This window comes from Candidatus Peribacteraceae bacterium, assembly GCA_041661065.1.
Lineage (GTDB): Bacteria > Patescibacteriota > Gracilibacteria > Peribacterales > Peribacteraceae > CAIKAD01.
Genome location: JBAZVD010000001.1, coordinates 367,608 through 393,211 on the forward strand (window position 1 = coordinate 367,608; position 25,604 = coordinate 393,211).

General features: G+C 60.6%; 20 protein-coding genes. 11 read left to right on the forward strand and 9 right to left on the reverse strand.

Features of this window, described 5'->3' with window-relative positions:
* Positions 1–235: 235 nt before the first annotated feature.
* Positions 236–418, forward strand: coding sequence for a hypothetical protein (locus WC698_01645; protein ID MFA6038948.1), 183 nt, complete (start codon positions 236–238; stop codon positions 416–418).
* On the opposite strand, the gene WC698_01650 is transcribed toward WC698_01645, so the two are convergent.
* The 3 genes from WC698_01650 to tyrS all read right to left on the reverse strand — a co-directional run bounded on the left by WC698_01650 (position 410) and on the right by tyrS (position 2,457).
* Positions 410–802 (reverse strand): hypothetical protein, encoded by a 393-nt coding sequence (locus WC698_01650; GenBank protein ID MFA6038949.1) that lies wholly within the window; start codon positions 800–802, stop codon positions 410–412. The two genes, WC698_01645 and WC698_01650, sit on opposite strands and share 9 nt — an antisense overlap.
* Positions 803–899: 97 nt before the next feature.
* On the reverse strand, positions 900–1,250 hold the full coding sequence (locus WC698_01655; protein MFA6038950.1) for a hypothetical protein: 351 nt from the start codon (positions 1,248–1,250) through the stop codon (positions 900–902).
* 31 nt (positions 1,251–1,281) lie between these two features.
* Entirely contained in the window at positions 1,282–2,457 is a 1,176-nt protein-coding gene (gene tyrS, locus WC698_01660; protein MFA6038951.1) for a tyrosine--tRNA ligase, read from the reverse strand.
* 255 nt (positions 2,458–2,712) lie between these two features.
* Here tyrS and WC698_01665 point away from each other — a divergent pair, with 255 nt between their 5' ends.
* Positions 2,713–3,648: an RluA family pseudouridine synthase gene (locus tag WC698_01665; GenBank protein ID MFA6038952.1), complete on the forward strand. Its 936-nt coding sequence runs from the start codon at positions 2,713–2,715 to the stop codon at positions 3,646–3,648.
* A 101-nt stretch (positions 3,649–3,749) separates the two neighbouring features.
* Here WC698_01665 and WC698_01670 read toward each other — a convergent pair whose 3' ends face one another.
* Positions 3,750–5,474, reverse strand: a complete 1,725-nt coding sequence (locus WC698_01670) for a hypothetical protein (protein MFA6038953.1) — start codon at positions 5,472–5,474, stop codon at positions 3,750–3,752.
* Between the two features lie 164 nt (positions 5,475–5,638).
* On the reverse strand, positions 5,639–6,805 hold the full coding sequence (locus tag WC698_01675) for a GspE/PulE family protein (protein MFA6038954.1): 1,167 nt from the start codon (positions 6,803–6,805) through the stop codon (positions 5,639–5,641).
* Between the two features lie 176 nt (positions 6,806–6,981).
* Here WC698_01675 and WC698_01680 point away from each other — a divergent pair, with 176 nt between their 5' ends.
* Positions 6,982–9,507, forward strand: coding sequence for a penicillin-binding protein 2 (locus WC698_01680; protein MFA6038955.1), 2,526 nt, complete (start codon positions 6,982–6,984; stop codon positions 9,505–9,507).
* A 23-nt stretch (positions 9,508–9,530) separates the two neighbouring features.
* Here the strand turns inward: WC698_01680 and WC698_01685 are convergent, their stop codons facing one another.
* The 3 genes from WC698_01685 to glmS form a co-directional block, all read right to left on the reverse strand.
* Positions 9,531–10,436: a sigma-70 family RNA polymerase sigma factor gene (locus WC698_01685; protein MFA6038956.1), complete on the reverse strand. Its 906-nt coding sequence runs from the start codon at positions 10,434–10,436 to the stop codon at positions 9,531–9,533.
* Between the two features lie 71 nt (positions 10,437–10,507).
* Positions 10,508–10,705: a hypothetical protein gene (locus tag WC698_01690; GenBank protein MFA6038957.1), complete on the reverse strand. Its 198-nt coding sequence runs from the start codon at positions 10,703–10,705 to the stop codon at positions 10,508–10,510.
* A gap of 161 nt (positions 10,706–10,866) precedes the next feature.
* A complete protein-coding gene (gene glmS, locus WC698_01695; GenBank protein MFA6038958.1) occupies positions 10,867–12,666 on the reverse strand; it encodes a glutamine--fructose-6-phosphate transaminase (isomerizing) in 1,800 nt (599 codons plus the stop codon).
* A gap of 182 nt (positions 12,667–12,848) precedes the next feature.
* On the opposite strand from glmS, the gene WC698_01700 reads away from it, so the two are divergent.
* From WC698_01700 to WC698_01730, 7 genes are all read left to right on the forward strand, one after another.
* The gene (locus WC698_01700; protein ID MFA6038959.1) at positions 12,849–13,271 is read left to right on the forward strand and encodes a hypothetical protein; all 423 of its coding nucleotides are present in this window, start codon (positions 12,849–12,851) and stop codon (positions 13,269–13,271) included.
* Positions 13,272–13,290: 19 nt separating this feature from the next.
* Positions 13,291–13,917 (forward strand): hypothetical protein, encoded by a 627-nt coding sequence (locus WC698_01705; protein ID MFA6038960.1) that lies wholly within the window; start codon positions 13,291–13,293, stop codon positions 13,915–13,917.
* Positions 13,918–13,947: 30 nt separating this feature from the next.
* Positions 13,948–16,695, forward strand: coding sequence for a hypothetical protein (locus tag WC698_01710; protein ID MFA6038961.1), 2,748 nt, complete (start codon positions 13,948–13,950; stop codon positions 16,693–16,695).
* A gap of 52 nt (positions 16,696–16,747) precedes the next feature.
* The gene (gene rpsT, locus WC698_01715; protein MFA6038962.1) at positions 16,748–17,005 is read left to right on the forward strand and encodes a 30S ribosomal protein S20; all 258 of its coding nucleotides are present in this window, start codon (positions 16,748–16,750) and stop codon (positions 17,003–17,005) included.
* A 3-nt stretch (positions 17,006–17,008) separates the two neighbouring features.
* Positions 17,009–17,404: a Holliday junction resolvase RuvX gene (gene ruvX / locus WC698_01720; GenBank protein ID MFA6038963.1), complete on the forward strand. Its 396-nt coding sequence runs from the start codon at positions 17,009–17,011 to the stop codon at positions 17,402–17,404.
* Between the two features lie 282 nt (positions 17,405–17,686).
* Entirely contained in the window at positions 17,687–18,814 is a 1,128-nt protein-coding gene (locus WC698_01725; GenBank protein MFA6038964.1) for a sigma factor-like helix-turn-helix DNA-binding protein, read from the forward strand.
* Between the two features lie 65 nt (positions 18,815–18,879).
* Entirely contained in the window at positions 18,880–19,857 is a 978-nt protein-coding gene (locus tag WC698_01730; protein ID MFA6038965.1) for a hypothetical protein, read from the forward strand.
* 5 nt (positions 19,858–19,862) lie between these two features.
* Here WC698_01730 and WC698_01735 read toward each other — a convergent pair whose 3' ends face one another.
* Entirely contained in the window at positions 19,863–20,147 is a 285-nt protein-coding gene (locus WC698_01735; GenBank protein MFA6038966.1) for a hypothetical protein, read from the reverse strand.
* A gap of 136 nt (positions 20,148–20,283) precedes the next feature.
* Between WC698_01735 and WC698_01740 the strand changes: the two genes are divergently transcribed.
* Positions 20,284–25,482, forward strand: a complete 5,199-nt coding sequence (locus WC698_01740) for a LamG-like jellyroll fold domain-containing protein (protein ID MFA6038967.1) — start codon at positions 20,284–20,286, stop codon at positions 25,480–25,482.
* Positions 25,483–25,604 lie beyond the last annotated feature (122 nt).

Sequence of the window (25,604 nt, forward strand, 5' to 3'; positions counted from 1 at the left end):
GTCGCTTTATCCTCCAATGGAAGCCAAATAATCAAGTTTGCGTCTTCTCGGAGAAGGAGGAAGCGGATCCCCCACTCCGGACGGCGGCTGAAGGCAAGTCCCCCCTCTGCAGCCGGGAGACGATGGCCGGCAGTGTCGTCCTTCTTATGAATGAAGACTTGACAAATATGGAACATATGACAATAATTCTCCCTTTGTGGCGTCTCACAGGCAGACCCCAAAAGGTACGCATCCCATGAACTCCGAACACTCCTTCCCGCAGGCACTCCTCGTTGCAGCCATTCCCGTGCTGCTCGTGATGTCGCTGGCCATGCTCCTCGCCTCCGTGAAGGCGGAAGGGAAGACAGGACTCCCCTCCTCCGTTACCGGCACAGGTTCTCTCCACGTTGATGCGGGGGAGGTGGTGAGATTACTGTGAAGGAAGTGCCGCCGCAGCCTGCGTTTGCTCTTCAAGCATTTCCTGTATTGTTTGTTGCTGAGAAAGATGAAGAATTCCACATTCATCTCCAAGCTTCATTTGTATACGGTCGGTATGATGACGTAGCAATCGTATGAGACGGGTATGCTCCACAGACAAAGTATTACATGCAACGGCGGCTGCGCCGCTTTCTTCAAGTGATGAGTTTGAATAGTTCGTAAGGGACTCCGCCGCTTTTTGTCCAACGATGTTCACAACACTCTCGATCCTTTGCAGAATATGAGCCGCCTCGGCATGCTTGCTGACTTCAACGGTCTCAGTATATTCGTCGAGGAGACGTCGAACGTGATTCATTGCCGCAACGCCTTTTCTTGTACATTCCATGAAGACGATAGTAGCGAGTCATCCGCTTCTTGACAATACTGATATGTTGCCAGAATTCATGCTTGAAGCTGGTGAAATGTTTCGGCTGCTCTGAAAATCACAAATCCTGCGTTGGGCTTTGCTCCGGAGGGGGCTCTTCTTTGCTCTCTATTAAGGTTACCTCGAAATCATCGGTAACAGTCCACAATTCCTTTTCTTGAATCGCCTTACGAAGGGCATCGCGTTGATGTTCGGTCACATGTGAAATCACCAGCGTCCCCAGGTTGGGGAGCACGTGGACATTATGGCTTTCGATACCGAGATGCACGAATAATTCCATTAATTGGAGACGAACGCCATCCATATTATGACGGCAAGATTCTGCATACTGTTGGCGTTCCTCCGGGGAGAGGCGTTTGATCCTTGGCGTCGTGCGCGGCGGTGGGGGAACGGAAATGATGACCTCCATGTTTCCACTGTAGCGTTACATCTCTGCTTGTCTACGAGGACAGTGTGACCTTGAGGAATTTCCTCTTCCCCACCCTCAAAATTCCCGGTTCCGCTTTTGCGTCTATGGTGGTGACGGTCTCTTCGTTCATCTTCACGGCGCCCTGTTGCACCAAGCGGCGCGCCTCCGCTTTGGAGGGCGCAAGCTTCTCCGTGGCGATGATGTCCACGAGGAGCGTACCGTCTGCCACCGTCACTTCCCGTATCTCCTCCGGCAGGCCGCCCTTGCTGAAGACCTTGTGGAATTCCTGTTCGGCCGCCGTCGCGGCATCCGCCCCGTGGTAGAGGGCTACCACCTCGCGCGCGAGGCGCATCTTGAGTTCCTTGGGGTTCGTGCCTCCCTTGAGCGCCTTCTCCGCGGCCTTCACCTCCTCCATCGGCATTTCCGTCACGCACTCCATGTAGGTGAGGATCAGGTCATCCTTGATGGAGAGGAGCTTGCCGTACATGTCGCTTGCCGCGTCCTCCAGCCAGATGCAGTTATCGTACGTCTTGCTCATCTTCCGCCCGCCGTCCGTGCCCTCGATCAATTTGGTGGTGAGCACGAACTTCTCGCGCTTGCCGAAGGCCTGCTGCAGTGTTCTGCCGCAGAGCATGTTGAACAGCTGGTCGTTGCCGCCCACTTCAAAATCAACATCCAACATCACGGAGTCGTATCCCTGCATGAGCGGATAGAGGAATTCGTGCGCCCCGATGGGGCTGTCCTCCTCCAGTCTGCGTTTGAACATGTCACGCTGGAGCATCTGCTGAATCGTGAATTGCGACATGATCTTCAGGAGGGCTTCGAAGTTGAGTTTGGAGAGCCACTCTCCATTCTCGCGGATTTCCACTTTGGAGAAGTCGAGGATTTTGGATGCTTGCTCTTTATACGTCTCGAAGTTCTTCATCACCTGTTCCTTGGTCAAAACTGGACGGCCGGTTTCGCGTCCCGAAGGATCGCCGATCATCGCCGTAAAGCTGCCGATCAGGAAGATCACATGATGGCCGGCGTCCTGGAAGGCTTTGAGCTTGCGCAGCGGCACCGAGTGACCCAAGTGGAGCTTTGCGCCCGTGGGATCAATCCCCAAGTAGAGGCGCAGCGGCTTGCCGGAGGCGATCTTCTTCTCCGCCAGGTCCCGGGGGACAACGGTTTCCACGGCGCGGGTGAGGAGTTCGGAGGAACGATCCATGGCAAGAGAATAGCAGCGGCGGGGCCGCCGGAACAGGCCACGCAGAAAACGGGGACTCCCCGCTCCGCGTCGCGGAAGCGACAAGTGATGGAGCTGAGAATCCCCTCTTCCGCCCGGATGGCGGCACATCCTTCCTTCACGGGGTATAGGTTTGGACGGAAGGAAGGATCCCGTTCCGAGTGGAACGGTACTTGCAGGGTACGAAATCCCGGATGGGTGGCAAGGTGAAGTCCAAGATTCCGCTACACTGTATCCATGTCCGAATGGACGGTTCCCCTTCCCGAACGGCTGGACGTGTTCCTCGCTTCCGAGGGACGCATGCTCAGCCGCGCCAAGGCGCAGAAGGCGATTGAGGAAGGGCTCGTACGCGTGAATGACGCGCGTGCCTCTAAAGCATCGATGCGGTTGCAGGAGGGGGACAGGGTAACCGTTCGTATTGTGGAACGGGAGGAGGAGAATCCCTTTGCGCCTGCAGATCTCGGCCTTGCCGTGCTCTACGAGGACGATGCGTGCCTGGTGCTCAACAAACCCGCGGGCGTGGCGGTGCACCCGGGCGCGGGCATGGCGCCGGGCGAGCAGACGCTGCTCAACGGTGTCGCGTTCCTCTTCTCCGCACAGTCACGTTCCTTCTCCGCCGATGCCGTGCTCGTCCACCGCTTGGACAAGGACACCACCGGTTGCTTGCTCATTGCCAAAGACCCCGCCTCCCACGCCACTCTCCAGAAGCAGTTTGAGACGCGGACGGTGCGCAAACAGTACCTGGCGCTCGTCGCGGGCGTGCCCGAGCGGTCGGCCGCGATGATCGATGCACCCATCGGGCGCAGCACCGCGAACCGGACGCAGATGGCGGTGAGGGGTTCCTCCACCAGCCGCGAGGCGCAGACCACGTACCATGTACTGGAGAGCAAAGGACAGGCCGCTCTGCTCCTCTGCGATCTGCACACGGGACGCACGCACCAGGTGCGCGTCCACCTCTCCTCCATCGGCCATCCCGTGCTGGGGGACGGGACGTACCGGAATGACTTGAGTGAGCGCCTCGGGGACGAGTTCGACGTCCCATCGCTCTGCCTCCATGCGTGGAAGCTGGCGTTCACCTCTCCCGCGGACGGGAAGGAACATCACGTGGAAGCGCCTTTGCCACGGGAGTTCGAAGGAGTGTTGGAGAGGATGGGAGTGGGATGGAGGCCGTGAGGAGGTTTCCGAGGTTGCCGAGGATTCCGAGGAGTGTCAGGAAGAAGCTCTGTACTTCCAGATACAGCAATTCCTCGGACTCTTCGGAATCGTCGGACTCTTCATTTCCTGTACTCCACCTTCACTTCCATCTTATCCAAGATCTTTCCTTCACCATCCCTCGCAATCACCGTGAACGAGTTGACGCCTTCCTTGAGCGTCTTCAAGTCCGGACTTGCGATGTAGTTCCAGAACGTCTTCCCCGCCGTGTAGAGCTTGAGCTGGTAATCGTTCACCCATACCGTCGCCGTTTGGGGCGAGGTAGCCCCTTCCAATAGGAAGCCCGTGCCGGTGGCCGTGAACCCGGCCTGCGCGGCGTCACCCGTCACGCGGAGCGTCCCGGGCGCCGTGGGGTCGTTCGTCGGCAGCGTGCGCGGATCCACCGCAACGGGCGCCGAAGCGGAGGAGGCGCTCCCCTGCCCCACCACGCCCTCCGCCCCCTCGCCATGGATGACGGTGATGCGCACCGGCGCGCTGCGCCGGCCTTGGGCGTCCTCGGCGATCACGTCGTACGTGTTGGTGCCGGGTTTCATGTTGCCCAACGCCGTACCCGCCAAATAGCTCCAGGTGCCCTTGGACGGCGTGAAGAGCTTCAGCTTGTAGTCGTTCACGTAGATGACGGCGGCTTCCGCGGGGGAAGTGCCGCGGAGGATGAGTTCGGCGGCCTGGGTGCGGTACGTCTCGCCCGATCGGGCGGGGCTCGTGATGGCGGGGGAAGGGATGGCGCCCACGGGCGTGCCTCCCGCCCCTCTCTTCACCATGCGGCGCATTTCCACGAGGGGTTGCCCTTCGGCGTCCATCGCCTGGATGCGGACGAGGAACTCCTGCTCCCCCTCGGGGAGGGAGACATCCTGCGTGAACGTACGGGCTTCACGGTCGAGTACGGCGGGGTACCCGTTCACCTTCACGGTCTCCACGCGGGTCCCGAACGTCCCGGAAACACGCACCATGGCCCCCACGAGGGTTTGGCCGTCCGATGGCGTGGCGACGGAGAGGATATCCGATCCGGAGCCGCCTCCCGTCTCCACCATGGAGAGCGAAAAAGCCTCCCCCTGCGAACGGCTCTCCGTGAGGAGGGCCAGCTGTACCGTGGAGGTATCCAGGGGGGTGCGGTAGTCGTACAGGTCCTTCTTCACGGAGGACGCGGGAAGGTCGCCGGGGAGGGTGAGCTTCTGCCCCTCGCCGATGGCTACGGACGGGTGCTTGGGGAGGGACACTTCCACACCCTCACCTTCCGCGGCGAAGACGAGGATAGAAGAGGGGGAAACAATGGCTTCTGTCCCCGGGGGGAACGTGAATGTGAGGGTGGGGGTGCGCAGAGAGCGCAGCGTGCCGCCCGATGCGGAGGTATCGGGCACGTGGACCCACAGGGAGCCGCGCTCCAACGTGAGGACGATCCGGGTGCCGTCCTTTTCGCGGGTGCTCTCCTCCACGACGAGCGAGGAGTTCTGGTCGAGGCGCGCCAGCGTGCCTTCGAAGAAGCGGAGCGTGGCATGGCCGCTGCTCCCCGTGCCGATCCCCTCCCCCGCGAACAGTTTCATGGAATTCTCCGCGCGCTTGGGTTCCTCGCCGTCCAACGTCACCGTCACGGTGCCGCGGTCCTCAACGGCGACCGTGGCGGGCAGCCTCTCGATGGGTCCCCCGAAACCGAAGAGGCGCAGGATATTCCCTCCGAAGAAGTACGCCACCGCCAGCACGAAAATGACCGTGGCGATGAGGCGCCGCGGGATGCGCGGCCGGGGGGCTACGGGATACGCGCTCCGCCGTCGTCGGTAGTGGGTGAGCATGGGGGTGGGTTCCCTATGCTACGGAATCGGAGCGGGTGGGTGCAAGAGGTTATGAGGAGGATGCCGACGAGTCCGAGGAGTCCGAGGTTTGCCAGAAAGAAGCTCTGATTATTCCTATGCATCAGTTCTTCGGTATCGTCGGACTCATCGGAATCCTTGGTACGTCACATACACACTCTTTCCACTTCCACAGTACTAGTGATTCTCGCTTTGATGAGCTCTTCCCCCCACTCCCGCATGGTGCGGAAGCCGCCGGTCTTGGCGATATCCAGCATGGAAGCGGCGCTCTCGAAGGAGAGAATCGCTTGCTGGAGGGGCGGCGTGACGGTGAGGAGTTCCGCTATGCAGGTCTGCCCGTCGTAGGTGCCGTTGTTTATCGGGTCGCAGGAAGCGCCTTCCGCGCGGCAGTCCTTCCGCATGGTGCGCACGAGGCGCTGCGCCAGAACGGCGCGGAGGGAGGGGGCCAGCGTATACGGGGATACGCCCATGGAGAGCAGGCGGTGGAGGCTTTCCACGGCGGAATTCGTGTGGAGCGTGGAGAGCACCAGGTGTCCGGTGAGGGCGGCGTTCACGGCGGTTTGCGCCGTCTCCAAATCGCGGATCTCGCCCACCAGGATCACGTCCGGGTCGTGGCGGAGAATGGAGCGCAGGCCCGCTGCGAAGGAATACTCGTGTTCGGGGTCGATTTCGCTCTGGGTGATGCCGGCCAGTTCGTACTCCACCGGGTCTTCCAGCGTGATGATGTTGCGCTCCTTGCCGATGAGGGTGGAGAGGAGGGCGTAGAGCGTGGTGGTCTTCCCGGAGCCCGTGGGGCCGGTCACGAGCACAAGGCCGTTGGGGAGCTCGACGAGTTTCTGGAGCTCCTCTTTCATATTGCCCGGGAACCCCAGCTGTTCCAGGGGGATGATACCGCGGCGGGGGTCCAGGAAGCGGAGCGTGATCGCCTCGCCGAAGCGGGAAGGGATGGTCGCCACGCGGATATTGATGGTTCGGCTGAGCTCACCACTTACGTCGGTTCGGCCTTGCCTGTCCCGAGCAGTGTCGAGGGACGCGCCGCCATCGGCGGATTGGAAGGTGTACTGGCCGTCCTGCGGGACATTGGTGATGTTCAGCTTGAGCTTGGCCATGAACTTCACGCGGCGCAGGAGTTCCTCATAGTGCGCCTTGGTGATCTTCGCGAGGGGCAGGAGAACGCCGTGCAACCGCCATTCCAGGCGGACATCCGCCTTCTCCGGCGCCATGTGGATATCGGACACTCCGTTCGCGACGCAATCCTCGTGGAGCGTCTTTAGGAGCGTTTCCCCGTCGAGGGAAGCGTAGTTCGGAGACATCAAGATATTATACCATAGATCAGAGTTTGATGGTAGGTAGTCTCGTCCGTGAGAGAGGATGCCAAAGATGCCAAAGATGCCGACGATTCCGAGGATTCATGGCTTCCTTGGTCGGCATCGTCGGACTCCTCGGACTCCTCGGTATCTTTCTGTCCTGCTATCCTCCACCACCGCCGATGTCCGCACGCCTTTCCCTACGATCCACCGAGACCCAGAAGAAGCGTTCCCTCCTGCGGCGCATGCTCATCGTGCACGGCGTATTCGTGGTGGCGCTCCTCCTCATCGTTTCGCGGCTCCTGGAGCTGCAGGTGTTGCGCGGCGGGGAGTACCGGGAGATCGCGCAGGCGCAGCACTACGGGGGGGTCAAGCTGCCCGCGAAGCGCGGGGAGATCTACGCCTTCAACAGCAAGACCGGCGAGCAGAACATCCTCGCCACCAACACCACGCTCGATCTCCTGTACGTGGATCCCCTCATCACCACCAATCCCACCCGGGTGGCGGAGACGCTCAGCGACCTGCTGCTCACCGAGGAATTCCACGCCGCGTGCACCAATGGCAAGGATACGTGCCCCCGCGAGCTCATCCCCTTCTACGCACCCGCCTTCGACGCGCTCACGCAGTACACGCTCCTGCACACGGGGGCGCTCCTCGAACCCCTCCCCACGGGGGAACTGCCGCGGACCCTCCTCAAGCTCCCAGACATCGTGGAGGCGCGGCGGCTCTATGCGCGCGACATTGAGCAGCGCATTTCCGGCAAACGCATCACATTCGTCCCCCTCAAGTACGGCGCCACCAAGGTGCAGTTGGCGGCGGTGGCTTCCCTTCAGATCCCGGGGCTCGTGGTCTCCACGGATGACAAGCTCATTTGGGCGAATCCCGAGGAGATCCAGCAGATGCGCATCCCCTCCATCTCCCGCGCCCTCTCCGTGGCGTTGGAAACGGACAGCAAGCGCATTGCGGACCTCCTGCGTTCCCGGCCGCTGCGGTACGTGGCTGTGATGCGGCGGCTGCCCCCGTCCCTTTCCCTGCTCGTTAAAGAGGCGCAGATCGCCAACTACAAGAAGGCCGTGGAAGAGGCGCGCGAGGGGCAAGGGCAGCGTGTGGGGGAAGTGGATTACAACCTGCGCAGCGTGGCGCTTCTCCCCGAACACTGGCGCTACTACCCCGATGCCACGGTGGGGTCGCACGTCGTCGGCTTCCTCAACGCGACCCAGGAGCCGCAGTACGGCGTGGAGCGCACGTTCAATGCGCAATTGCGGGGGCAGGAGGGGCTCATCAGCACCGTGAGCGACCCCCACGGCGGGCAGATCCTTACGCCGGAGCAGACCATCATCACCCCGCGGGACGGCGACACCCTCGTGCTCACCATCGACCGCGCGGTGCAGCGGGAAGTGGAGCAGCGCCTCCAGGCGGCGGTGGACCAGTACCGGGCGGACAGCGGGCAGGCCATCGTGATGGACCCCTTCACGGGCCGCATCATCGCCATGGCCAACGCGCCCCTCTTCGACGGCAACGACTACGCGTCCGTGTACGAGAAAGAGCCCATGACCCTCTCCACCGAGCACCTGCAGACGGTGGTGGTGGAGGTGTACCATCCGGAAACGAACGAACGCGTGGTGAAGGCGTACATGAAGGACGTCTTCACGGAGGAAGGGCGCACCCTCCTCACGGAGAAGACGCGCAAGGCGATGGAGAACTTGGAGAAGCTCTACGACCTCCGGGACCTCACCCGCTACTACTTCTACGTGGGGCAGAACCTGCGCATGGAGATCTTCCCCACGGAACGTCCCGACATCTGGCTCAAGTTCAAGAACACCATCGGCGTGGGGGCGTACCTCAACCGCACCATCCAGGAGATCTACGAGCCGGGGAGCGTGCTCAAGCCCATCACCATGGCCATCGCCCTCGACCAGGGGGAGGTGCAGCCCGGCGACATCTACGACGACACGGGGCCCGTGGAGGTGGACGAGTACAAGATCGACAACAACGACAAGAAACACTACGGCCGCGTCACCATGACCGCGTGCCTGGAGTACTCCATCAACACCTGCATGACGAGCATCGGCTTCAAGCTGGGGCAGAAGCTCTTCTACCGCACGCTGGAACGCTTCGGGTTCGGCAAGATCACGAGCATAGAGCTGGAGGATGAGTTGCCGGGTGAGCTGCGCAGCTGGCGCGAGTGGAGCCGTTCCCTCTTAGCCACCACGGCGTTCGGGCAGGGGCTCTCCAGCACCCCTCTCCAAGTGATCACCGCTTGGGCGGCGCTCGCCAACGGCGGCAAGCTCATGCGCCCTTCCATCATCGACAGCGTCATCCACGCGGACGGAAGCGTGGAGAAGACCGAACCGCGTTTCGTGGACCAAGTCATCCAGCCCAAGACCTCGGAGACCATCACCGCCATGCTCGTCTCCTCCGCCACCAAGGGGTTCGCGAAGACGGGGAAGGTGAAGGGCTACCGCATTGCGGGAAAGACGGGGACAAGCCAGATCGCCGGCCCGGGCGGCAAATACGAGACCGGCACGGGTTCCACATTCGCCACGTATGCCGGGTATGCGCCCATAGGCCACCCGCGCTTCGTGGTGCTGGTGAAGATCGACCGCCCGAAGAACGTCACGCACGGCGCCACGGCGGCCGCGCCGGTGTTCCGCGAAATCGCGGAGTTCCTCTTCAAATACTACGGGATAGAGCCGGATGAGAAATAGGTCTCACGGCGAAGTGTCACGGTTCAGGAGGGCATCTCCAGCGTATTGAAGAAATCCGGTTCATCTTCAAGCAGTTCCCTCACAGTCTCCTTCATGCGCCGCAAGGAAGATTTCCGCAGCGCATGCACTTCGCTCACGGTCTTGTCGTGTTTGGAGGCCAGTACCGGTTCCGTCTTCGCTTCGCCATCGTCGAACCCGAAGCTATCCCGTGTCATCAAGTACTCATCCCTGTCCAGCGTCACTTGCATGAGGCATTCCACGAAGCGTGCCTGACGCTCGCGGATGTCCTTTTCAATCACAATGTCATCCGGCCTCCGCACCGCTTGCTCATGATACTTCGTCTGCGCGAAAGCGTCGGCGCCGTTCACCCGTTCCAGGCGCGCGCCCATCACGCTCATCTGCACCGCGGAAAAGTTCTTGGTATGCCCCAGGGCACGCGCCACGTCCTCCTCCGTGGGAGGCATGAGTTGAGACTCCTGCAGCTGAAGCCGCATGGCATCCCATGTCTGCGGCAGGTCCTTGCTGTACGCGGGAATCGCAATGATCTTTGTCTGCCGGGGAATGGCATCGAGGATCCCTTGGCGGGCGCAGATGTAGGCAAAGGAGGAGAAGCGCGTGTTTTTGCGGGGATTGTAGTTCTCCAAAGCTTTGTACAGACTCAGCGACCCCACTTGTATCAGGTCCTCAATGGGAACGCCGTTTTCTGCAAATTTCTGTGCGAGATCCGCGACAAGGCGCAAGTTGGACCGTACAAGATGATGGCCGGCGGCAACGTCCCCTTCCATGTACCGGCGGAACCACTCCTGCTCCTCCTCATCGGTGGGGATGGGGATATCCCTGATTTCGTGGTAGTACTGCTCCAGGGGGGTGCGCAGTCGCGTACTCCCGCTCCGTGGGAGGAACCGTTCGGATTTGCCGTGAGTGATCATAAAAAATGGTCTCGTTGAATAGCAGAACCGACCCTCTCGATCAAGGGTCTAAGACCCTCCTTTTCCCCGTCTCACAGCTTGCTCGTCACTTCGTTGAGCGCCCACGTGGCGGCCTTCACGTATTCGATGGGGTTCATCTCGTGCACCGTCTGCACCACGTCGAGTGTGCCGTCCGGCTTCTTCCATCCGATGATGATGAAGGCGTTACCCAATTGCCGGGCGAATTCCTGGCTGTGCGCTTGCACCTGTTCACGGCTGAGGTCGGGCATGGGGGGGTGGGAGAATGAAGAATGTAGAATGAAGAATGTAGAAGTATTTTACTCTTATGGAGAATATGAGTGTATGGGGAAGGATTCCGAGGATTCCGACGAACCCAGCTTCTTCAATGCATGCAGCTGTATCCGGACATTCCTCGGACTCTTCAGATTCGTCACTTGACGGTAACCGACTTCGCCAAATTCCGGGGCATATCCGGATTTTTCCCGCGTTTCACGGCCAGGTAGTAGGCCAGCACCTGCACCGGGATGATGTTCACCAGCGCTTGGGCGGCGCCGGCATCGGGAACCTTGACCCACTCGTCGAACGCCTCGTGCTTGGTGGGCGAAATGCCGATGATGGAGGCGCCGCGCGCCTTGAGCTCGATGGTGTTGTTCAGGATGTCGTCCTTCACCTCGTCGTTGCCCACGAGCGCGATGCAGGGCGTGCCCTCCTCTATGAGCGCGATGGGGCCGTGCTTCAGTTCCCCTCCCGCGAACCCTTCCGCGTGCACGTAGCTCACCTCCTGGATCTTGATGGCGCTCTCCATGGCCATGGGGTAGTTCCAGCCCTTGCCGATGATGAAGATGTCGCGCGTGCCCTTAATGCGCTCGGCGAGGGTGCGCAGGCGCTCCACGTAGCGGGGGTTCAACATGTCGTTGATCTCCGCGGCGGTCTCCAACAGCAACGTTTTTCCTTCCTGCAGTTTGCCCGCGAGCGCGTGGGCGATGAGGAGGAACACCGCCAGCTGGCCGGTGAGCGCCTTGGTGGAGGCGACGGCGCGCTCGGGACCGGCGTTGATGCGCAGGGAGTAATCCGCTTCGCGGGCGATGGTGGAGCCTTCGTTGTTCACGATGGCCAGGACCTTGGACCCCGCCTGTTTGGCGATGTGCATGGCTTCCAGCACGTCCGCCGTCTCGCCGCTCTGGCTGACGGCGATGAGGAGGCTCTCCGGCTTGAGGAAGTGGTGGTACAGCTTGAACTCGCTCGCGGCGGCATAGTTGACATGGTGCTTGGCGATGACCGAGAAGAAGTACTCCGCCGCCATGCACGCCTTGCCCGCGGTTCCGCAGCCCACGAGGAAGGTCCCCTGCGCCTCCTTGATGGCCTTGGCGAGCGTCTTGATCTGCTCCTCGTCCTGGTTCACGGCCCGCGCCACGCTCTCCTTCTGCTCCATGATCTCCTTGAGCATGTAGTGCTCGTAACTCCCCTTGTGCGCCTGCTCCGTGGACCAATGGATCTCGATCTCGCGCTTGGGGCGCTCGCGGCCGGTGCGGATGTCCGAGAAGAGGATGGTCTTGCCGTCCGTCACCACCATCTCCCCGTCATCCAGGTACTGCACCACGCGCGTGTGGTCCAGGAACGCAGGGATGTCCGAGGCGATGAAGTAGCCGTTGTTCTGCCCCGCCAGGTCCTTCTGCACCCCGATGATGAGGGGGGAACCGGAGCGCGCGGCCACCAGCGTCTGCGATTCCGCGTGGAGCGCCAGGATGCCGTACCTTCCCTTTAGTCGGCCGCACGCCGCACGCACCGCCGCCGCAAAATCCTTCTGGCTCTTGAGCTCTTCTTCGATGAGGTGCGGGAGCACTTCCGTATCGGTCTGGGAGAGGAAGCGGTGCCCCTTGGCCTTGAGTTCGTTGCGCAGCGCGTCGTAGTTCTCCACGATGCCGTTGTGGACCACCGCGATGGTCTTGTCGCAGGAGAGGTGCGGGTGCGCGTTCGTCTTGGTCACGCCGCCGTGCGTCGCCCAGCGCGTATGGGCCAGCGCCATGGAGCACTCGTCGGCGAAATCCTCGCTCTTCACCTCGCTCACCTTCCCGATATCTTTTCGCACCTTGATGCCTTTCTTGCTCTTGCACGCCACGCCCCAGGAATCGTACCCCCGGTATTCCAGGCATTTGAGGCCTTCAACGACAAGTCGGCCGGCGTCGGTCCGGCTGCCGATGTATCCGAAGATGCCGCACACGGACGCCATTGTAGTGGGAATAGGATGGGGGTCAATGGAGGGGGTGCTCGGAAATGGCTGAGGACCGATGATCAAGGTGCCTCCAATGCTTTGGTGCTTGGGATTTGGTGCTAAATCTTAAATGTGCTATAATAACCTATTAAGCCCGTCAGATCGCGATTACAATCCCTTCGTTCCCCCCTTCACTCCCCATGGCCGCTCCCCTCTGGCTCACCACGGATGAACGCAAGGCCTTCGATGCCCTCCCCGAAGCGGTGCGCAACGGTTGGGAGCTGAAGGAGGAAACGCTGTCGTTCACGGATACGCCCGAGCGCCGGTCGGCGCGGTTGGGTTTGGTCCGCCTGCACGACACCAAGCTGCTCGCATTGCGGGAGAAGGTGCAGAAAGCCGCCACCCCGGAAGAGGTCGCGGCGCTGCTGGCGGAAATGGACCTGCACGACGTCACCGAGGGCGACCTTGCCGAGCTCTTCTTCGCCCTGGGTCCGGATGCGCTCACGCTGCTCATCGCTCCCCTCCTCCGGGACGCCAAGACGGACGGCGACCTGGACGATCTTGCCTCCCTCCTCATGATCCGCCATTCGCTCCTCGAATCCCTCCGGCTCCGCCCGGAGTGAACCTTCCCCATCCTTGAACATGGGATCTTCCGCACGCACCAAGAGAGACCCGGCAAACGACAACCGCCCCGAGAAGGCCGGAATCGAAACGCCGGAAGTCCGCCCCTTCCAGGCACAGCCGGAGGTGCTTTCCCAGTACTTGGAGAACGTGAAAGCCGACGAAGTGGAGGCGATGATGAAGAGCGTGGAGGGGAGGGAGAAGCTGGTGGATATGCTCGGCACCCACGCGGAGGATCTGCAGGAGGCGCACGGCATTGATCTTAAGGAACTGCGGGAGCAGATAGACCTTGCCGGGGAGACGTTGGAACAGAAGGAGCGGTTCCTGCAGGACGTGCAATCGCCGGAAAAGAAGGGCTTGTTCCGCCGCGCGTGGGAGAAGGTGAAGGGGTTCCCGCGCAAGCACCCCGTGGTCACCGCGCTCCTTGCCGTTGCCGCCATTGCGGGAGCCACGGCGGCCGGCTTCTACCTCACGGGGAACTGGGAACTTCTCCTCTCCAAGATCGCCGGGCTGGGTAAGGCGCTCAAAGCCATGGGCGCCTCCGGTGAACTCATTCCGCCCACGCCCAACACTCCCCCGCTCCCCGGCGGCGGCGTGTTCGAAATTCCCGGCGGGTCGCCCACTCCCGGATTGGATATCCCCACCTGAGGCCGGTCATCATTATTCACACACACATCCATGACCTTCCAAGAAAACCCACGCATGTCGGCGGTTCCGGAGCAAGAGAAGAAGGGCATCACGCCGTTCTCCGATGAGCTTGAGCGGGTGCGGGGCATCGTGGGACCGGAGCCGGAAGGCCTGCCGGCGCCGTACGGCGAGGCGGATCTCGACGCAGCGCTCAACGACATCGTCTCCGATGACGCGTTCGCGTCATTTTCGGAACAGTTCCGCCAGAGCGAGCTGCGGTACCGCCGCGGCGCCCTGGAGCGGCAGGCGCTCCTCAACCATCCCTCCACGGCTGCGAACGTGGACCGCGCGGAGCTCATCACCGTCAATCAGGCGGTGACCTATCACGAGTACCTGCCCATGGTCGCGCGTGAAGTGACGGAAGTGATGGGGCGCTACGAGGCCCTTCGGGCGACCGTGGACGACGTACCTGCGGACATCATCCGGGGCGAGACGATGGCGGCGCCGTACTTGGACGCGCTCGACGCGGCACTGCGGGAGCGCGTGGCATACGCCAATGTGCTCCTCGCGGAAGGGAGGCTTGCGGAGAAGGCGGGGAATCCCCAAGACCTCAAGCGGCGCCTGGAGGAGTACCGGAACTCTCCGCATTTGAACGAAGAGAGCAAGCGCGCGCTGGCGGGATCCGCGGAGGGGAAGTGGCGGAGAGGGAATGCGCTCAACCAGCGCATCATCAACATTCTGGCCGGAGCGGAACCCATCGAAGGCGTGGAGGAGCAGTTCCTGCCGCAGGAGCTCTATCTCCGCCTCCTCATGCATCGGTATGAGCAGCTCTTGAAGCTCCAGGAGCAAGCGGCGCGCGATCCGCAGCTCACGGCGGCGCGCGGGCGCTGGGAAGCACTTGTGCGCAAGAATACAGCGGCGCGCGAAGGGAAGGGCGAGCCGCTCACGGAAGAGGAGGCGCGCGAGTACGCAACGCTCCGGCAGCGCATGCAGGACCAGGACCTCTACACGGATTCCCTGGAGTCGAGCCGCAAGGAGATCATCCGGATGTCCGTGGAGTTCGCCGATGCGCTGGGGCACCATCAGATGAGGAAGCTGGAGCTGACGGACATCCAGCACCAATTCGGCGACCGGTTCGCCTTCGAAGGGGTGCGTCCTCCCCCCGCGGAAAGCACGCCTGCCAACGTCGCGAAGGCGATGGCGGAACACATGGAGACGCGCAGGCAATTCCACGGCGAGCGCCTGCAGGGGTTCGTGAGGGTCCTGGAAGAGGACGTGCTCACCGTGGGCGCCGTGGAGATCACCGAGGACGTGTGGAACAAGGAAGGGAGAGAAGTCCTCCGCAGGTTTTCCAATGCCATGGCGAGCCTCTACACCCTGCCCATTCCGGAGACGTTGGGCTTGCGCGCCCGGGTGCGCGACTCCCTCACGGGACCCTTGCAGGAAGCCCTGGGCTGGCCGGCGGGCAAGGAGAAGTGGGAAGAATTGACGTCGGAGGAGCAGCGGGTCGTGCGGGAGAAGGCGAAGAGCGTTGCCGATGCCGTTCTCAATTTCAATACGGTCAAACTCCGGGCGTTCGGCGAGTCGGTGAGCGTGGTGCGGTCCCTCCCCCTCTCCGCGGAGTACGCGGGCACGCAACCGCAACTGCCGCTCCCGCCCGAGCGGATCACCATGGCGAACCGCGACGCGCTCATCGCGCAGTACGGAGGCGCGACGGCGCACTTGATGGCGCTGCGCCAGATGCAGGAGGATTGGGGGTCGGCGGAACCTCCCGCGGGGCTCATGGGGGAGTACAAGGATTTCCTCACGGAGGTCAACACCACCATCGATGTTCACCTGGACGTGGGGGAAGCGCTGTTCCGGCAGCAGGAGGCGTGGGAGAACATGATGTGGGCGTACCTCGCCGCAGCGATCGCCCTGCTGGGGGCGGGCGTGGTGCTCGGCGCGCTGGGCGTCAAGGTGCTTCGTATGGCGGTGCGCGGCACCGCGAGAACGCTGTGGAGGGGCGGCAGGCTCACGCTGCGGGGGGCCTCTTCCGTCACGCGCGCCACGGGCCGGCAGCTGCGGAACCTGAGCCAAGCGGTCCGCAACAAACCGGGGCCGGCCGCAGGCCATGCGATGTTCCTCGCCGTGGAGATCCTCACCGCGGCGGAGATCATCCGCCGGTACAACATCCAGCTTCACATGGAGAGGCTGCCGGAGCAGGAGGCGGTGGATGCCGCGCTGGAGTTGATGACGCAGCATCCCTCCGTGAATCGGGAAGCCGAGAGGTACGCGCAGGAAGTGCAGAGCTTGGTGCAACGCCATGAGCTCATGGATATGTGGCGGGTGGTTGATCGGACGATGGAAGCTCTTCCCCGGGACCCCGCCCATGCGGCGCTCAAAGAGGAAGGGGAGAAGTTGCGGGACGACATGAAGGTGGAGAACAGTTATCTCTACGATTTCTTCCCCATCACGGAGTACATCCGCCGCAGCACGGTGGATCCCCAAGGCGTGTTGCGTGTGTTCTACCACAACCTCAACGAAGCGAGGCAGAAGGGCATGCAAGCGCGGCGTGACCCCCGAGGGAACCTCAAGGACCTCCTGGGCGGCCGCGTTGCGGCGGAATCACAACCCCCCCAAGGGGAGCAAGTTCCCGATGAGGCCGCCAAGGCGGCGCTTCTCCAATTCAACGGAGACATGGAGATATTGGAGCGCAACACCAAGGAACAGGGGGCTTTTCTCCCCTACAAGAGGCGGTTTGAGGAACTCCAGGGGCAGTATGAAGGGTGGCTGAGGAAGGTGGCCGCGCAGGAATGACATTCCGCTTCACCTTGACTCTTTTCCCATCTTCTTTTACTTTTCCTCAGCTATGCCTCTCATCAAGTCCGCCATCAAGCGTGCCCGCCAGAACGTTGTCCGCCGCACGCGCCTGCTCCCCTACCGCACCCATCTGAAGACCATGGTCCGCAAGTTCATGGATCTCGTGAAGGAAGGAAAGAAGGATGAGGCCGCGAAGCTCCTCCCTCTCGTCTTCAAGACCATCGACATCAGCGCCAAGAAGAACCTGCTCCACAGGAATACGGCGGATCGGAAGAAGTCGAGGATGAGTAGGATGCTTGCCGCCTGACCGGTGCGCTTCCTCGCCCTCGACATCGGCTCCCGCCGCACCGGTGTCGCCTTCCTTGATGACGCCATCGGCATTCCCCTGCCCCTCGACACGGTAACTTCCTCTACTCCCGAGGAGTTTGTGGTGCAGGTGATGGGTCTCATCGCGCAGCGGAACATCGATCACGTGTACGTGGGCCTCCCGCGCCTCCCTTCCGGTGAAGAAGGATCGCAGGCGGCGTTTGTACGTGATTATGCCGCTCTCCTCTCCCGCAAGGGGGTTTCTCTGACATTCATTGATGAAAGGCATACCACCCCACGTAAGGCAAGAACTCAAAAAGAACGTCAAATACCTGAGAGGAAGACTGATTCGGATTCCGCAGCAGCATGCGAAATACTAAAGATTGCCGTTAAGTGTTGACAATGGATTATTTCATATTATTATCATCATACTTTGTTCATTGGACCCTCCTCTTCCCCTTCTCAATCCATGGCTCACCGCGAGTGGTGAACATGGCAGAAGAGAGCCGCACGCGGAGCCACCGGTGGATAGGACGTATGTACAGACGATGAGACGTCACGCGATCTTCACAAAAATCTCTGATGTCACATGCGATCAAAAACGTCCACACCAACGTGCGATAGATCTTTTGCAACTGTCAATTTTCTGGTAGAACGAGGGTTGTTCTTCCCCCCGACTTGCATGACCCAAACGGTCACCCCATCGGCATCATCGCAGCAGCAAGCGCAAGCGCAGCAAATCAGCATCAACTTGCAAGAATTGCTGAATAATCTCTTCATGGTGCTCACGGAGAAGGAAGTGACGGTGATCAAGAAGCGTTTCGCACTCTTCGGGCAACCGAAGCAAACGCTGGAGAAGATCGGCAAGCAGTTTAAGGTCACGCGCGAGCGCATCCGTCAAATTGAGAGCATCGCGTTGAGCAAGTTGAAGAGGACGGTGCGCACCACGCGCCTCGATGAGGTGAACGACATCGCCAAGGCCACCCTCCGTGCCCACGGCGGCGTGATGACGGAAGACGAGCTGGTTTCCCAGGTCCTCAAGAGGATCGCCAACGCCACGACGGCCGACGGCGCGGTGCTCCGCCTCTCCTTCTCCATTGACCAAGAAATGAGCTCCACCGGCCGCAGCAACACCTTCGTGCCCTTCTGGAGGCTCTCCTCCCTCCCCTTCGAGGACATTTCTCTCATCGTGGAGAACATCGTGAAGATCCTCAAGAAGCGCAAGGCCTGCATGAAGGAGGACGAAGTGATCAGCGCCATCCAATCCATCCACCTCTTCCCCGACCGCGTGCCCAGCGCCGAGCTGATCAAGAGCTGCCTGCAGATCGACGAGAGGCTGCGCGACATCGAGGAGGGATGGGGGCTCACGGAGTGGAGGTTCGTCCGCCCGCGCTCCATCCGCGACAAGGTGGAGATTATCCTCAAGAAGACCGGCGAGCCGCTCCACTTCATGGAGATCGCCAACCGCATCCGCGAGGCCAAGTTCGACCACAAGAACGTCACGGTGCAGGCCGTGCACAACGAGCTCATCCGCTACCCGCAGTTTGTGCTGGTGGGCCGCGGCCTCTACGCGCTGCGCGAGTGGGGGTACGAGCCGGGGACGGTGGCGGACGTCATCGAGCGCATCCTCAAGGAGAAGGGTCCCCTCTCCAAGAAGGAGATCATCGCCGAGGTGGCCAAGCAGCGCACCGTGAAGGTGGGCACCATCTCCCTCAACTTGCAGAAGATGCCGTACTTCAAGCGCGTGGGCCGCGCGGTGTACGCCTTCGATTCGGGCAAGAAGAGCGGCAGCGTGACGGTGGCCGCCTGACCCCATCCATGCATCGAAAGAGGAATGCCCCCGCAAGGGGCATTTCTTTGGTGTATACTCACCGTATGAAATCCTCCGCCCGCCTCTGCGTTCTGCTTTCCGCTTCCCTCTTCCTCCTCCCCCTCGCGGGATGCTGGAACGAGCCGCCCCCTCCCCTTCCCTTGGGCGAGCAGACGGTATCGGGGTTCCTCAAGAAATCCCCCATCTCCATCACGCGCCGCGGCACGCACGTGCTCATTCAGAACGACGAGCCGCACGCGTACCTGGAGAGCTCCACGGTGGACCTGGGCGAGTTCGAGGGGCGCGTGGTGGATGTCATCGGCACGTATGAGAAGAACGTGGACGTCCGCGACCTCCCCGTGATCGTGGTCACGGAGGTGCGGGGCGGCCAATCGCAGAACCGCGTGTACGCCATCCCCGCGCTGGGGATCTCCCTGGAAGTCCCGCGGGAGTGGAAAGGGACCATCGCGGGAGCGGAAGCGCAGTTTGCGGCACCGGCTTCCCCGGATGCGGCAGAAGGCTCGGGCTCCACCCGTCCCCTCCTCTCCGTCTTCCGGGAAGGCGAGGATAAGCTCATCAGTTCGGCACCCACCGGCGAGAACCTCATCGACACGCCCGTATCCGTGGGAGGCCGCTCCGGCGTGCGCTGGTTGAATGCGCAAACGGGCGTGGAGCGGGTGCAGGTGGACTTGCGGCTCTACGCCAGCGACCCCAAGGCGAACGTCCTCACGTTCCTCTTCACGCCCAGCGAGGAGGCGCTCAACCTGCCGGATGCGTGGGATGCCATGAAGGATGATGTCCTGCACTCCGTCACGTTCACAGGCGGCAGCTCTTCCTCCTCCCTCTCCTCGGACGCATCGCGGAGTTCCCTCCCCTCTTCCCTCTCGAGCGACGGCACGTCCTCGCAAGCGGAGGGTTCGTCCTCCTTCGGCTCCGCTCAGGGCATTCCGTGCGGCGGCGAAGCGGGCATCCTTTGCCCGGCGGGCTTCTACTGCGAAATCACCGACGTGGAAGCGAATGTGGGGAGGTGTAAGACTTTGTGACACTTTCAAGCCGCCGCCGTTCTCTTGAGACGCGAGATCGCGCTGTCGTGCTTGGCTTGCAGCTTGATCGTAGCCTCCAGGTCCTCCTGCAACGCCCGGCGGTGCAGGCGGGCATCCTCAAAGCCCTCACGCACTTCCATTTTGAAGTCCTGCAGATCCATTTTCACGTTTTCGATCTTTTGCTCCATACTGCCCATCTTCTGCTCCAGGCTGCCCATCTTCTGCTCCAAGCCGCTTCGCATAGCCTGCATGTGCTCCAGGAGCATCGCGTTGGTGATAGCATCGGCCATGGAAGAGAAATGGTAGGGAAACTAGGATGCCGAAGCAAGACGTGGATACGACGAGAGGTTTTACCCTTGCGCACCTCCGCATATTCAAGCCGCGTGCTACGGGATTATCCCTTCCCTTTGCTATAGTTACACTCAAATGAGAGACCGCGGAAACCGCAGGGATTTGCTCAGGAGCATCACGCGTTGTGCGCTTCTTCTGTTCCTCTCTTCCACTCTCATCCCTTCCGCTCTTGCCGCAACAAGGACCTGGGATGGCGGCGGCTCCACGTCCAACTGGAGCGAAGCCGCGAACTGGAGCGACAACACGGCTCCCACCGCGGCTGATACCGCCGTCTTCGACGGTACTGATGCAACGGATGCCACGGTGGATGCGGATATCAACCTTGCCGGCCTCACCGTCACCTCCGGCTACGGCGGCACCCTTAACCTGGGTTCCTCCTACATCACCGGCACCGTGGGCGACGGTGCGGTGCAGTTTACGGCGGCGGACAAGAGTAATTTCTATATAGCAAATGCCAGCGTAACGGGATTGAGCCCGGGCGTTTCGGATAGTGTTGTTGCATTCTGGTACAAGCCGGCCAGTGTTGCCACGATTCAAAGACTCTTTCGCTTTGGCGGTGGCAGTGCATCAACCGCAGGATATGAAGTTGCACTCAATACTAGTGAAATATTCGCAGCGATTTCCAATGGAACAACCAGGTTGACCGCGACAAGCACCACCACGCTTTCTGTTGGAACTTGGTATTACCTGGTCGTTCATTTTGACAGGGATGGGAATCTCGCAATCTACGTGAATAACGGCGCCGCAGAAGGGAACACTGACATATCGAGTCTTGCCGCCAGCAACATCACCGTTGCTGCCAACCTTTACATGGGGCACGGAGGAGGAGATACGCACTATGCCGATGGCGTGATGGATTCCTTGGGGGTTTGGATAGGTACTCCGCCTACCGCCTCCGAGAAGACTTGGCTTTACAACTCCGGCAATGGAAAAGTGTATGCCGATATCGGCATTGCGGGGACCAACGGAAGCAATCTCAAAACATCCCTTGTCTCCTGGTGGGACTTAGGGGAGAACGCGGGGACGCGGTACGACAGCCACGGTACCAACCACCTCTCGCAATCTTTCGCCAACATCATCGCACCGCCGGTGTACGGGAGCGAGCTGCTGACGAACGGGGGGTTTGAGACGGCGGGGGCGGGGGGTGCGGATGTGTTTGGGACGTGGACGGACAACGTTGACGATGGGGCGATTGACGATGAAACAACTTTGGTTCAGGGTGGAGGTCATGCGGCGAAATTGACCAGAAATACTTCGGGACCAACCGTCACTCAAGATGTGGCAGTGACAGCAGGAGCAATATATCGTTTTTCTTTTTGGACAAGAGGAGACGGAACAAACGCCGGTAGGTATTACGTTTATGATGCAACAAATGGTGTTTACATCGGAGCCATTACGCAAACTGGGATAACAAGTACGGCATACACGCTTTTCACTTACGATTTTACAGCACCTACGGGATGTACAAGTGTCCGAGTTTCCGTCATTGCTCCCACTGCCAATGGTGGCATCGCCTACTTCGACGACGTCTCCCTCAAGCAAATCACCACGGCCGCCATCAACAACGGCGGGTTTGAAGATTGGACGACGGCGACGGATGCGGGGACGTGGACGGAGAGTGTGAGCGGAACTAGTACGGTGAATCGTGAAGATACGGCTCCGTATCACGGAACGTATGCGGCGCGATTGGATGTGGATGCGAGTGGGAATCTAGCTACTGTTCGACAATACACTTTGACGCTGAATAAGTTATACAATCATTCATTTTATGCGAAAAGCCTTTCAGGCACCCCCAGTGTGCGCACCGGTACATATGGAGCTTCCTCTGCCGTACCTCATGCGTTTCAAACACATACGTTCTCTACCGCTTACTCCAACTACACGGGTACGTTTCGTGCCAGTGGTGGCACACAATTTGGCTTTACTCCCGTTGGTACCGCCTCCAACTCCATCTACATCGACTCCGTCACCCTCACTGCCGCGGAGATTTTGGGAACGACGGGCATTCCCCGCGGGCAGGGGGCGGGGGTGGATTATGCGGGTCAATTCAATGGGACAGACCAGTATGTAAATGCCACAACTGGAACGTGGATGAATCCAGGAACTGGTGATTTTAGTATTGGCGCCAGCTTTTACGCAGATAAATTACCGGCGGACATAAGCTTGCTCTATTCAGGTGTTTGGGGAACCACTAATGATTTTTATAATGTCTTGGTTAGAAGCACAGGAAAAATTCGAGTCCAGTTTAATGACTCATCAGGAACGCCATTTGATGCTGTTTCGAGCGCTGTTGTTACTGCTGGAACTTGGAATTCGGTCATAGTGAATTTTGACCGTGATGGAAATGTCACAGCCACTATTAACAATGTCATAGAAAACTTTGGTTCAATTTCCGATAAATCCACCAGTGTTGATTCAGGTAATGGCTCTACAACAGGCTTCACTATTGGTAGAGTAGATGGAGGATCTAATGGTAGCTTCTTCCCCGGCCGCATCAATAACGCCTTCTACAGTAACCGCCTCTTAACCGAAGACGAAATCACCTACCTCCACAACAATGGAAAAGGAAGAGGGTGGAACGAGCTTGGCCTTGCGGGCACCAACGGTGCCAATCTCACCTCTTCCGTCGTCAAAGGCTTCTGGGACTTTCAGAACGCAGGGAACCTTGGCGCGGATGCCTCCGGGAACGGGAACAACATGACCAATAACGGTACTGTGACGCAAGGCACAGGCAATACCCAGTACACGGGCGGCGCGGAGTTTGTGTTCGATCACCCCGGCACCTTGAACCTCTCCTCCGCAACGCTCGATCTCAAAGATGCCCGCCTCGACGTTGCGGATGTGGGGACCATCCTCCCCGGCACTTCTTCCTTTCTCTTTCGCGGCATCTCCACCCTCTCGGGAAGCTCCCTCCAAAGGATCGGTAACGTGTCGGTCTTGAGTACCGCCGTCCTCACCCAAAAGGCTCCCACGAGCCTCTCTTCCCTCACGGTCTCGGGGAGCTACGTGATCTCCACGGGAACGCTCACGGTTTCCGGAAGCCTCCTCCTCCCGGGAATCTTCACCCATGGCAGTAACGCCCTCACCCTCACGGGCGCGGGATCAAGAAGGCTTCAGAGTGGAGGCAATTCCCTCTTTGCGCTCACCCTCTCCGGCTCCGGCATCTACGATCTCCAAGACGCCCTCACCCTCACCTCTGCCTTGAACCTCTCCGGGGCAACTCTGGACCTCAACGGCCAAACGCTCACCGTCACGGGGGCCTCGTTCGCAAACGAGGGAACACTCCGTCTCCAAGGATCAGAAACACTCACGGGCTTCACCAATGACAGTGACTCCGGGACCGTCACCTACGACGGCACCTCCGGCCCCTACACCCTCAAGCCCTGGACCTACCAGAACCTCACCCTCAACGGAGCCGCTACAGTCTTCTCCCTTCCCTCCGCACTCGATCTCAACGGCAACCTTGCGATCACCGCCGGCACGCTGGATGTGACCGCAAGCAACTTCGGCCTCACGGTGGGAGGCAACTGGACCAACGACGGTACCTTCACCGCCCGCGCAGGCACCGTCACTCTCGACGGCACCTCCACCCTTACGCCGGGAGGAACGGGAAACGCTTTCTACGCTCTCTCCCTCGCCGGTGCCGTCACACTGAACGGTACCGGGCTCATATCCTCCGCCCTCACGGTCCAGACGGGCGCAACGCTCTCCCTCTCCTCCTTCCCCCTCACGGCGACCTCCGCCACCATCCTCAATTTCGGCACCGTCACGGAGGGCACAGGTAAGCTCATCCACGAGGCAACCGCCACCATCCTCGATGCGGGGGGAGAGGACCTCGCAACCATCACAACAGACACGGGCATCATCTTCTCCGTCACGGATGCCGATGCCAACCTCCAAGGCTCCCTCCAAGACACCCTCTCCGTCACCGTCACAACCCTCTCGGGAGACAGTGAAACTCTCACCCTCACGGAGACGGGCAATGCCACGGGCATCTTCCGCCTCTCAACCGTCCTGCGACGCATCAATCCCCTCTCCCCCGGGAACGCCGTACTGGAGACCCACCTCCCCACTACCCTCACCCTCACCTACGAAGACTCCCAAGACGGTCTCACGGCAACAGATACCGCAACGGCTTCCTTCCCCACTGCATCTTCCTCCACCACTTCTTCCGAAGAAACCCAGGCAAGCGGAGGCGGAGGAGGAGGCGGAGGCGTGCGTTCCACTACCCTCAGTAACCGCTTGGACCGTGCCAATGCCGCCATCGCCTCCCGCTTCGAAGACATGAAGAAGGAGAGCGGGGAGATTGCGGTGGAAGAGGAGGAGCGGAGGGAGGTGGCGCAGGAGGAAAATGCAGGCAAGATGCGTGAGCAGCGGATGCAGGAGAGGGTCGCCGAACATGAACGCACCCTCGCCCGCCTCAAGCGGGAGGAGGAAATTCTCCAAAAGGCCTACGCCGAGCGAAGGCAAGAGAGGATCAAGGAAGCACTCCTCGCAAAGGAGCAGGAGCTTCAAGCCAAGGAAACGGCACTGCGTCTCCAGGAGGAGCTCCTCGCAAAGGAGAAGGAAGAGAACAGGCTCAAGCGGGAGCAGAGGATCGCGGAGAAGGAGCAGAGGAAGAATGCCGTGGCATCCACTCCCGCCCCAGGCCCCGATACCAAAGAGATCGCAGAGCGCAGAAACCGTCTCTTCGTCCTCGTTGATGCCTCCCCCGTCCTCTTCAAGGATGTCCTTCTCGACGCCTGGTACAGCCCCTACGTGAGCTACGTGATCGGGGAGAAGATCGCCGAGGGGTACAGGGATGCGGAAGGCAAGCCCAAGGGGGAGTTCGGGGTAGAGAACCCCGTGACCTACGCGGAAGTGCTCAAGATGGCGCTGGAGGCGGCGGCCGTCTCCCTGGAAGGCGCTCCCCCGCCCCGAAACCTCTCCGCCAAGAACCTCTGGGCCTCCGCATACGTGGGCAAAGCCGAGCAGATGCAGCTCACCGTCTTCGTCCCCACTCTCGATGTCAACGCCCCCGCCACGAGGGGGGCTGTGGTGCAGACGATCTTGGAGACCTTAAAGATGCATACCGACATCAAACTCCCCTCCCCTTACACGGACGTTCCGGAAGGTTCTCCCTTCGCAAAGGCCATCATCACCGCCACCGCCTACGGCCTGGTGCAAGGCGATACGGCACCGGATGGTACCGTCCTCAACCGCTTCCGCCCCAACGATCCCATCAAGCGCGCAGAGGTGGCCAAGATCATCGCGCTCGTTCAAGAGTTGAAGTAGGTGTACGATAATACACCACTATATCTTTTCGCTTCTGCAAGAGCTTTTCTTTGACTCATACATAGGGGGATATTAGGATGGGTGTACGTTCATTCACCAAGGGTTCTGAGAGACTAAGGAAC

Coding starts and splice junctions, on each gene's coding strand:
- glmS (MFA6038958.1), bottom strand. CDS start 12,666: ATGGCGTCCGTGTGCGGCATCTTCGGATACATCGGCAGCCGGACCGAC.
- WC698_01700 (MFA6038959.1), top strand. CDS start 12,849: ATGGCCGCTCCCCTCTGGCTCACCACGGATGAACGCAAGGCCTTCGAT.
- WC698_01665 (MFA6038952.1), top strand. CDS start 2,713: ATGTCCGAATGGACGGTTCCCCTTCCCGAACGGCTGGACGTGTTCCTC.
- WC698_01680 (MFA6038955.1), top strand. CDS start 6,982: ATGTCCGCACGCCTTTCCCTACGATCCACCGAGACCCAGAAGAAGCGT.
- tyrS (MFA6038951.1), bottom strand. CDS start 2,457: ATGGATCGTTCCTCCGAACTCCTCACCCGCGCCGTGGAAACCGTTGTC.
- WC698_01650 (MFA6038949.1), bottom strand. CDS start 802: ATGGAATGTACAAGAAAAGGCGTTGCGGCAATGAATCACGTTCGACGT.
- WC698_01740 (MFA6038967.1), top strand. CDS start 20,284: ATGAGAGACCGCGGAAACCGCAGGGATTTGCTCAGGAGCATCACGCGT.
- WC698_01645 (MFA6038948.1), top strand. CDS start 236: ATGAACTCCGAACACTCCTTCCCGCAGGCACTCCTCGTTGCAGCCATT.
- WC698_01725 (MFA6038964.1), top strand. CDS start 17,687: ATGACCCAAACGGTCACCCCATCGGCATCATCGCAGCAGCAAGCGCAA.
- WC698_01735 (MFA6038966.1), bottom strand. CDS start 20,147: ATGGCCGATGCTATCACCAACGCGATGCTCCTGGAGCACATGCAGGCT.
- WC698_01655 (MFA6038950.1), bottom strand. CDS start 1,250: ATGGAGGTCATCATTTCCGTTCCCCCACCGCCGCGCACGACGCCAAGG.
- rpsT (MFA6038962.1), top strand. CDS start 16,748: ATGCCTCTCATCAAGTCCGCCATCAAGCGTGCCCGCCAGAACGTTGTC.
- WC698_01675 (MFA6038954.1), bottom strand. CDS start 6,805: ATGTCTCCGAACTACGCTTCCCTCGACGGGGAAACGCTCCTAAAGACG.
- WC698_01685 (MFA6038956.1), bottom strand. CDS start 10,436: ATGATCACTCACGGCAAATCCGAACGGTTCCTCCCACGGAGCGGGAGT.
- WC698_01730 (MFA6038965.1), top strand. CDS start 18,880: ATGAAATCCTCCGCCCGCCTCTGCGTTCTGCTTTCCGCTTCCCTCTTC.
- WC698_01710 (MFA6038961.1), top strand. CDS start 13,948: ATGACCTTCCAAGAAAACCCACGCATGTCGGCGGTTCCGGAGCAAGAG.
- WC698_01670 (MFA6038953.1), bottom strand. CDS start 5,474: ATGCTCACCCACTACCGACGACGGCGGAGCGCGTATCCCGTAGCCCCC.
- WC698_01705 (MFA6038960.1), top strand. CDS start 13,291: ATGGGATCTTCCGCACGCACCAAGAGAGACCCGGCAAACGACAACCGC.
- WC698_01690 (MFA6038957.1), bottom strand. CDS start 10,705: ATGCCCGACCTCAGCCGTGAACAGGTGCAAGCGCACAGCCAGGAATTC.